Below are 6,322 nucleotides of genomic sequence, written 5' to 3' on the forward strand. Positions count from 1 at the left end.
CGGGGCGCGCCGGAGTCAGCCGCGGGTGAGGGAGAGCAGGTCGCGGGCCGGCCCGGCGGGCCGGGATCCGGTCGGCCACACCGCCCGCAGCGCCCGCTCCAGCCGCGTGTCCGCGACCGGCACCTCCACCAGCCGGCGCGAGGCCAGCTCCTCCACCAGCGCCAGCTCCGACAGCACGCACGCCCCCGCCCCGCTCAGCGCCGCCGCCTTCACCGCGGTGGTCGAGGCCAGCTCCAGCAGCGGCACCGCCAGCCCGCCCACCCCGGCCAGCGCGGCGTCCAGCACCTGCCGGGTGCCCGATCCGAACTCGCGCAGGATCAGCGGGGTCCCGGCCAGCTCCGCCGCCGGCACCGGAGCGCTGCGCCGGGCCCACGGATGCGCCGGGGCGACCGCGACCACGAGCCGGTCGCGCGCGATGACCGCGGAGGACAGCCCGTCCGGCACGGCCAGGCCCTCCACGAAGCCCAGGTCGGCCTCGTGCCCCAGCACCCGTTCCGCCACCGTGGCCGAATTGCCCGCGTGCAGCGACACCGCCGTGTCCGGCCGCGCCGCCCGCAGCGCGATCAGCCAGCCCGGCAGCAGGTACTCCGCAATGGTCATGCTGGCGGCCACCCGCAGCCGCGAGTCGCGCTGTCCGCGCAGCGCCTGCGCTCCCGCGTCGAACGCCTCGGCCGCCTCCACAATCCGCCGGGCCCAGTCCGTGACGAGCGCGCCCTCGGCCGTCAGGGTGGAGCCGCGCGGCGAGCGGTCCACCAGGGCCACCCCCAGCCGCGCCTCCATGGCCCGGATGCGGCTGCTCGCCGCCGGCTGGGTGATGCCCAGTTCGCGGGCCGCCCCGCCCAGGCTGCCCACCCTGGCCACGGCCAGCAGCAGCTCCAGGGCACCCAGGTCCGGCACCCGGTGCGACAGCGGGACCTGCGGACTCTCCACGCGTTCAGACATAAATACAGCTTATGGCCTCATAGGAAAATGACCTCTGCCGCCGTGCCCCGGTCCGTCGGACGCTTGATCCATGGCCACCATCGTGCAGCCGCACCACCCCCAGCGGCACCTCACCCTCCCCGCCCTCCGCCACCTCGGCCCCAACTGGTACGCCTCGGTCATGGGCACGGCGATCATCGCCAATGCGGGAGCGACCCTCCCGTACCAGCTGCCCGGCCAGCGGGTGGCCTGCCAGATCGTCTGGGCCCTGTCCGCGCTGGTGCTCGCCGTGGTGCTGCTCGCCCGCTCCGGGCACTGGCTGCACCATCGCGACCAGGCCCGGGCACACCTCCTCGACCCGGCCGTGGCCCCCTTCTACGGCTGTCTGGCGATGGCCCTGCTGGCCGTCGGCGCCGGCACCCTGATCGTCGGCAAGGACCTGATCGGGGAGCCCGCGGCCGTCGCCGTGGATGCGGTGCTGTTCACCGCCGGCACCGCGATAGGCCTGCTGATGGCCGTGGCCGTGCCCTACCTGATGGTGGTCCGGCACAAGGTCGAGGCTTCCCAGGCCACCCCGGTGTGGCTGCTGCCCCTGGTCGCCCCCATGGTCTCCGCCGCCGTCGGACCGCTGCTGATCCCCCACCTGCCGGCCGGCCAGGCCCAGGAGTCCCTGCTGCTCGCCTGCTACGCAATGTTCGGGATCAGCCTGCTGGCCGTCCTCCTCATGCTGCCCCTGGTGTTCGGCCGGCTGATCGTCAGCGGCCCGCTGCCCCTGGCCCTGACCCCCACCCTGTTCCTGGTGCTCGGCCCGCTCGGCCAGTCCACCACCGCGGTCAACCAGCTGGCCGACATGGCCCCCCAGGCCATCGGAGCCCCCTACGCGGGTGCCCTGGGCGCCTTCGCCGTGGTGTACGGGGTGCCGGTGATGGGATTCGCCCTGCTGTGGCTCGCCCTGTCCACCGCGATGCTGGTCCGGGCCGCCCGGAACGGCATGGGGTTCGCCATGACCTGGTGGGCCCTGACCTTCCCGGTCGGCACCTGTGTCACCGGCGCGGCCGGCCTGGCCCGGCACACCGGCCTGACCGCCTACTCCTGGCTGGCCACCGCCCTGTTCGCCGCCTTGGTCGTGGCCTGGCTCGCCGCCGCCACCCACACCCTCCGCGGCCTGGCCGCCGGCCGGCTGCTGCCCCGCCAGGCCTGAGCCCGGCCGGGCTCCCCTGGCTCAGCCGATCCGGAGCGCGTACTCCACCCGGATCCGGAGCCCGCCCAAGGTGCCGGTGAAAGCCAGGGCGTGCTGGCCGGGTGCCGGCGGATCCAGCCGGGCCCAGAGGCCGCAGGACTGGGTGGTGAACGTACCGGCCTCCCGGGTGACGGGGTTGTCCTCCGTACCGGTGAACCGGATCGGGGTCGGCCCGTGGCGCACCAGTTCCACCGGCCTGCCGTCGAGGGTCGCCGTTCCCTCGGCCCGGGCCGCTGCCCCCGCGCACTCGGCCTGGGTGCCGGCGAAGGCGACGACGGGGAAGACGAGGGGCCGCCCGGCCGGCACCGAGCAGCTGCGGCGGCTCTCGCCGCCGAAGTTGCCGGCCAGGAACCAGACGTCGGCGGGCTGGTGTTCGGCGCAGAAGGTGCCGTCGGGGTCACGGACCGGATTGGACCCCGCGGGACTTGCCGCGGCCCAGCTCCACCAGCGGCTCTGCACCTGCTCGGCGCCGAGCGGACCGCCCGATCCGGCGGTGGCGGCCGGTGCGGCCCCGGTCTCGCGGGAGGTCTCCGCCGCCCGCTTGGGCGCGGACTCGCCCGGCCCGGCGGGCGCGGTCGCGGTGCAGCCGGCGGCGAGCAGCCCGGCCAGGCAGGCGAGCAGAGCCCGGGTGGAGGATCGGCGGATACGCATCCGGGCAGCGTACGAGGGGGCCCGACCCCGGCGTCGGCCGGGTCGTCCGCCGGGTCAGCGCGCCGCGCGCAGGGCCGCGGCCAGGACCGCCGGAGCCTCGGCGAGCGAGGGCCCGTACCAGGTGAGGTGACGGCCGCTGACCAGGGCTGCGGGCAGGCCGGGGAAGGCCTCCGGCCCGTCCTGCGCGGTGAAGAGGTACGGCTCGTCGGGCAGCACCACAAGATCGCAGCCGGCCGCGGCCAGCTCCTCGGCCGGCACCCGCGGGTACCGCTCCGCATGGCCCGCGTACACGTTCCGCACCCCCAGCCGCGCGAGCAGGTCCCCCGCGAAGGTGTCCCGGCCCAGCACCATCCAGGGCCGCCGCCAGACCGGCACGAAGGCCCGCCACTCCCCTGCCGGCGCGAGCCCCGTCCAGGCCTCCTCGGCGGCGTCCAGCCAGCCGGGCCGGGGCAGCCCCAGGGCACCCACCAGCAGCCGGTCCAGTTCGCGCAGGGCCTGCGGCAGGTCGCGGATCTCGGTCACCAGCACCTCCAGCCCGGCCGCGCGCAGCGCCGCCAGATCGGGGGCCCGGTTCTCCTCCTCGTTGGCGACGACCAGGTCCGGGCGGAGCGCCGTGATGGCCGCCAGGTCCGGGTTCTTGGTGCCGCCCACCCGTACGAGGTCCAGCCCGGCCGGGTGGGAGCACCAGTCGGTGGCCCCGACCAGCAGGCCGGGCCCGGTCTCCGCGACCGCCTCGGTCAGCGAGGGCACCAGCGACACCACCCGCGGGACCGCCCTCACACCCACGGCTCAGTGCCCCGGCGAGGGCGGCTCGGCGGTGGCGTGGATGTGTTCGCCGACCGCGACCACCAGGATCCGGGTGTCCTCGGTGGTGGCCCGCCAGCGGTGCCGGACCCCGCCCGAGAGGAACAGTGCGTCGCCGCTCTCCAGCCGGTAGGCCCGCCCCTCGGCCTCCACCTGGCAGGCGCCGGCCACCACGTACATCAGCTCGTCGTTGCGGTGCTGGTACTCGCGGCCGGCGTCCTGGTCGCCGGTGAACTCCAGCGCGTGCAGCTGGTGATGGCCGCGGACGAGCGCCCGGACTCCCGCGACCGGTTCCAGGCCGCCGGCGTCGGCGGCCCGTACGAGGTCCACCGTGCGCGCGCTGTCGGAAGCCGCCAGCAGTTCCACGGCGGTGGTCTCCAGCGCGTCCGCGACCCGCTCCAGGGACCGCATGCTGGGCCGGGCGCGCTCGTTCTCTATCTGGCTGAGGAAGGGGACCGAGAGTCCACTGCGCCCCGACACGGCGGCGAGGGTGAGCTTGAGCGCGCGTCGCCGCTTCCGTACGGCCACACCCACCCGAAGCGTTTCCTTGGCGTCCTTTTCCTTTTCCCTGTCGTCCATCGCGGGGCTGCCCTCCCCTTGTCCGTCGCACATCGGTGTGTTGTAAGCACCTTACGCAGCATCGGCCCGCGGTTTCTCCCGCACGAGCGGACCGCACTCCTCCGGGGCCGGCGGAGGGTACGGCATCATCGGCCCCATGAACCCAGTGACACCGCGCCGTCTGATGCTCCTCGACACCGCTTCCCTGTACTACCGGGCCTACTTCGGCGTCCCGGACTCCGTGAAGGCCCCGGACGGCACTCCGGTGAACGCCGTACGCGGACTGCTGGACATGATCGGGCGGCTGGTGCACGACCACCGGCCGGACGATCTGGTGGCCTGTATGGACGCGGACTGGCGACCGCACTGGCGGGTGGAGCTGATCCCCACGTACAAGGCGCACCGGGTGGCGGTGGAGACGGAGACCGGGCCGGACGTGGAGGAGACCCCGGACACCCTGGCCCCGCAGGTGCCGATCATCGAGGCGGCGCTGGACGCGTTCGGGATCGCCCGGGTGGGGGTCGCGGGATACGAGGCGGACGACGTCATCGGCACCCTGACGGCACGGGCCACCGGCCCGGTGGACATCGTCACGGGCGACCGGGACCTGTACCAGCTGGTGGACGATGCGCGGCAGCGGCGGGTGCTGTACCCGGTCAAGGGGGTCGGCACCCTCCAGCTGACGGACGAGGCGGTACTCCGCGAGAAGTACGGGGTGGACGGCTCCGGCTACGCGGACCTGGCGCTGCTGCGCGGGGACCCGAGCGACGGCCTGCCGGGCGTACCGGGCATCGGCGAGAAGACGGCGGCGAAGCTGCTGGACGCCTACGGGAATCTGGCCGGAATCATGGCCGCGGTGGACGACCCGAAGTCGAAGCTGACCCCCACGCAGCGCAAGCGGCTGGACGAGGCGCGGCCGTACCTGGCGGTGGCGCCGAAGGTGGTCAAGGTGGCCGTGGACGTCCCGCTCCCGGCATTCGAGCCGTCCTTGCCGACGGCTCCGGTGAATCCGGACATGGTCGACGCATTGGTCCACCGGTGGGGTCTTGGAGGAGCAGTTTCCCGTCTGAGCGCCTCCTTGCGCCGATGAGGTGCTAACTTAACTTAGGCAATCCTAAGTATCTGGGGAGTCAGGGGAGAACAGCCGTGGCATCAGGACCCGGCCGCACAGTCGGCACCGCAGTCGTCGTCCGCAGTGAGCGGCTGACCCCGCACATGGTGCGGATCGTCCTGGGTGGAGACGGACTGTCCGGGTTCGGTGCGGGTGAATACACCGATCACTACGTGAAACTCCTGTTCGCCCCGGAGGGCGTCGAGTACGCCGAGCCGTGGAACCTGGAGGAGATCCGCAGCACGCACCCGCGTGAGGAGTGGCCGCGGCAGCGGGCGTACACGGTGCGCGCCTGGGACCCGGCGAGCCGGGAGCTGACCATCGACTTCGTGGTGCACGGCGACGTGGGCCTGGCCGGGCCGTGGGCGGCCCGGGCGGTCCCCGGCGAAACCGTGCACTTCCTCGGGCCGGGCGGCGCGTACGCCCCGGCCCCGGCGGCCGGCTGGCACCTGCTGGCCGGCGACGAGAGCGCACTTCCGGCCATCGCCGCGTCGCTGGAGCGGCTCCCGCGCGGTGCCCGGGTGCACGCCTTCGTCGAGGTCGACGGCCCGGCCGACGAACAGCTGATCGCCACCCCGGACGGGGTGACCCCGGTGTGGCTGCACCGCCGTGGCCGCCCGGTCGGCGAGGCCCTGCTGGAGGCGATCACCTCCCTGGACTTCCCGTCCACGGACGTCCAGGCCTTCGTCCACGGCGAGGCGGGCGTGGTGAAGGAACTCCGCCGCCACCTCCGCGCGGACCGCGGCATCGCCCGCGAACGCATGTCGATCTCGGGCTACTGGCGCCTGGGCGAGACGGACGAAAGCTGGCGCGCGATCAAGCGCGACTGGAACGCCCAGGTCGAAGCAGAACAGGAAACCCTCTCCCCGGCGTAACCCTCCGGGGGTGAACCCGCCACCGGGCGCAGCCCGGGATGGGGCCGGGGCGCAGCCCCGGGCTTCGGGCACAGCCCGGCACGGGGCCGGGGCACAGCCCCAGGATTCGGGCGCAGCCCGACAGGAGATCGGGGCGCAGCCCCAGGATTCGGGCGCAGCACG

The 6,322-nt window shown here is 74.2% G+C and carries 7 protein-coding genes; 3 read left to right on the forward strand and 4 right to left on the reverse strand.

Going from position 1 to position 6,322, the window contains the following annotated elements; all coding sequences use genetic code 11:
* Positions 1-15: 15 nt before the first annotated feature.
* Complete coding sequence (locus tag ABT123_RS23180) at positions 16-942, reverse strand: LysR family transcriptional regulator (protein WP_351317806.1); 927 nt, start codon at positions 940-942, stop codon at positions 16-18.
* A gap of 70 nt (positions 943-1,012) precedes the next feature.
* Between ABT123_RS23180 and ABT123_RS23185 the strand changes: the two genes are divergently transcribed.
* Positions 1,013-2,122: a TDT family transporter gene (locus ABT123_RS23185; protein ID WP_351317808.1), complete on the forward strand. Its 1,110-nt coding sequence runs from the start codon at positions 1,013-1,015 to the stop codon at positions 2,120-2,122.
* Between the two features lie 21 nt (positions 2,123-2,143).
* Here the strand turns inward: ABT123_RS23185 and ABT123_RS23190 are convergent, their stop codons facing one another.
* From ABT123_RS23190 to ABT123_RS23200, 3 genes are read right to left on the reverse strand one after another with little or no spacing between them, the layout of a single operon-like run.
* Complete coding sequence (locus ABT123_RS23190) at positions 2,144-2,812, reverse strand: signal protein (RefSeq protein ID WP_351317810.1); 669 nt, start codon at positions 2,810-2,812, stop codon at positions 2,144-2,146.
* Positions 2,813-2,866: 54 nt separating this feature from the next.
* Positions 2,867-3,592, reverse strand: coding sequence for a helical backbone metal receptor (locus ABT123_RS23195; protein WP_351317812.1), 726 nt, complete (start codon positions 3,590-3,592; stop codon positions 2,867-2,869).
* 9 nt (positions 3,593-3,601) lie between these two features.
* Complete coding sequence (locus ABT123_RS23200; protein ID WP_351317814.1) at positions 3,602-4,195, reverse strand: helix-turn-helix domain-containing protein; 594 nt, start codon at positions 4,193-4,195, stop codon at positions 3,602-3,604.
* A 163-nt stretch (positions 4,196-4,358) separates the two neighbouring features.
* On the opposite strand from ABT123_RS23200, the gene ABT123_RS23205 reads away from it, so the two are divergent.
* Positions 4,359-5,264: a 5'-3' exonuclease gene (locus ABT123_RS23205; protein WP_351317997.1), complete on the forward strand. Its 906-nt coding sequence runs from the start codon at positions 4,359-4,361 to the stop codon at positions 5,262-5,264.
* A gap of 56 nt (positions 5,265-5,320) precedes the next feature.
* Positions 5,321-6,160, forward strand: a complete 840-nt coding sequence (locus tag ABT123_RS23210; protein ID WP_351317816.1) for a siderophore-interacting protein — start codon at positions 5,321-5,323, stop codon at positions 6,158-6,160.
* The last annotated feature ends 162 nt before the right edge of the window (positions 6,161-6,322 follow it).

Source organism: Streptomyces sp. NPDC002054, from assembly GCF_040296685.1.
Lineage (GTDB): Bacteria > Actinomycetota > Actinomycetes > Streptomycetales > Streptomycetaceae > Streptomyces.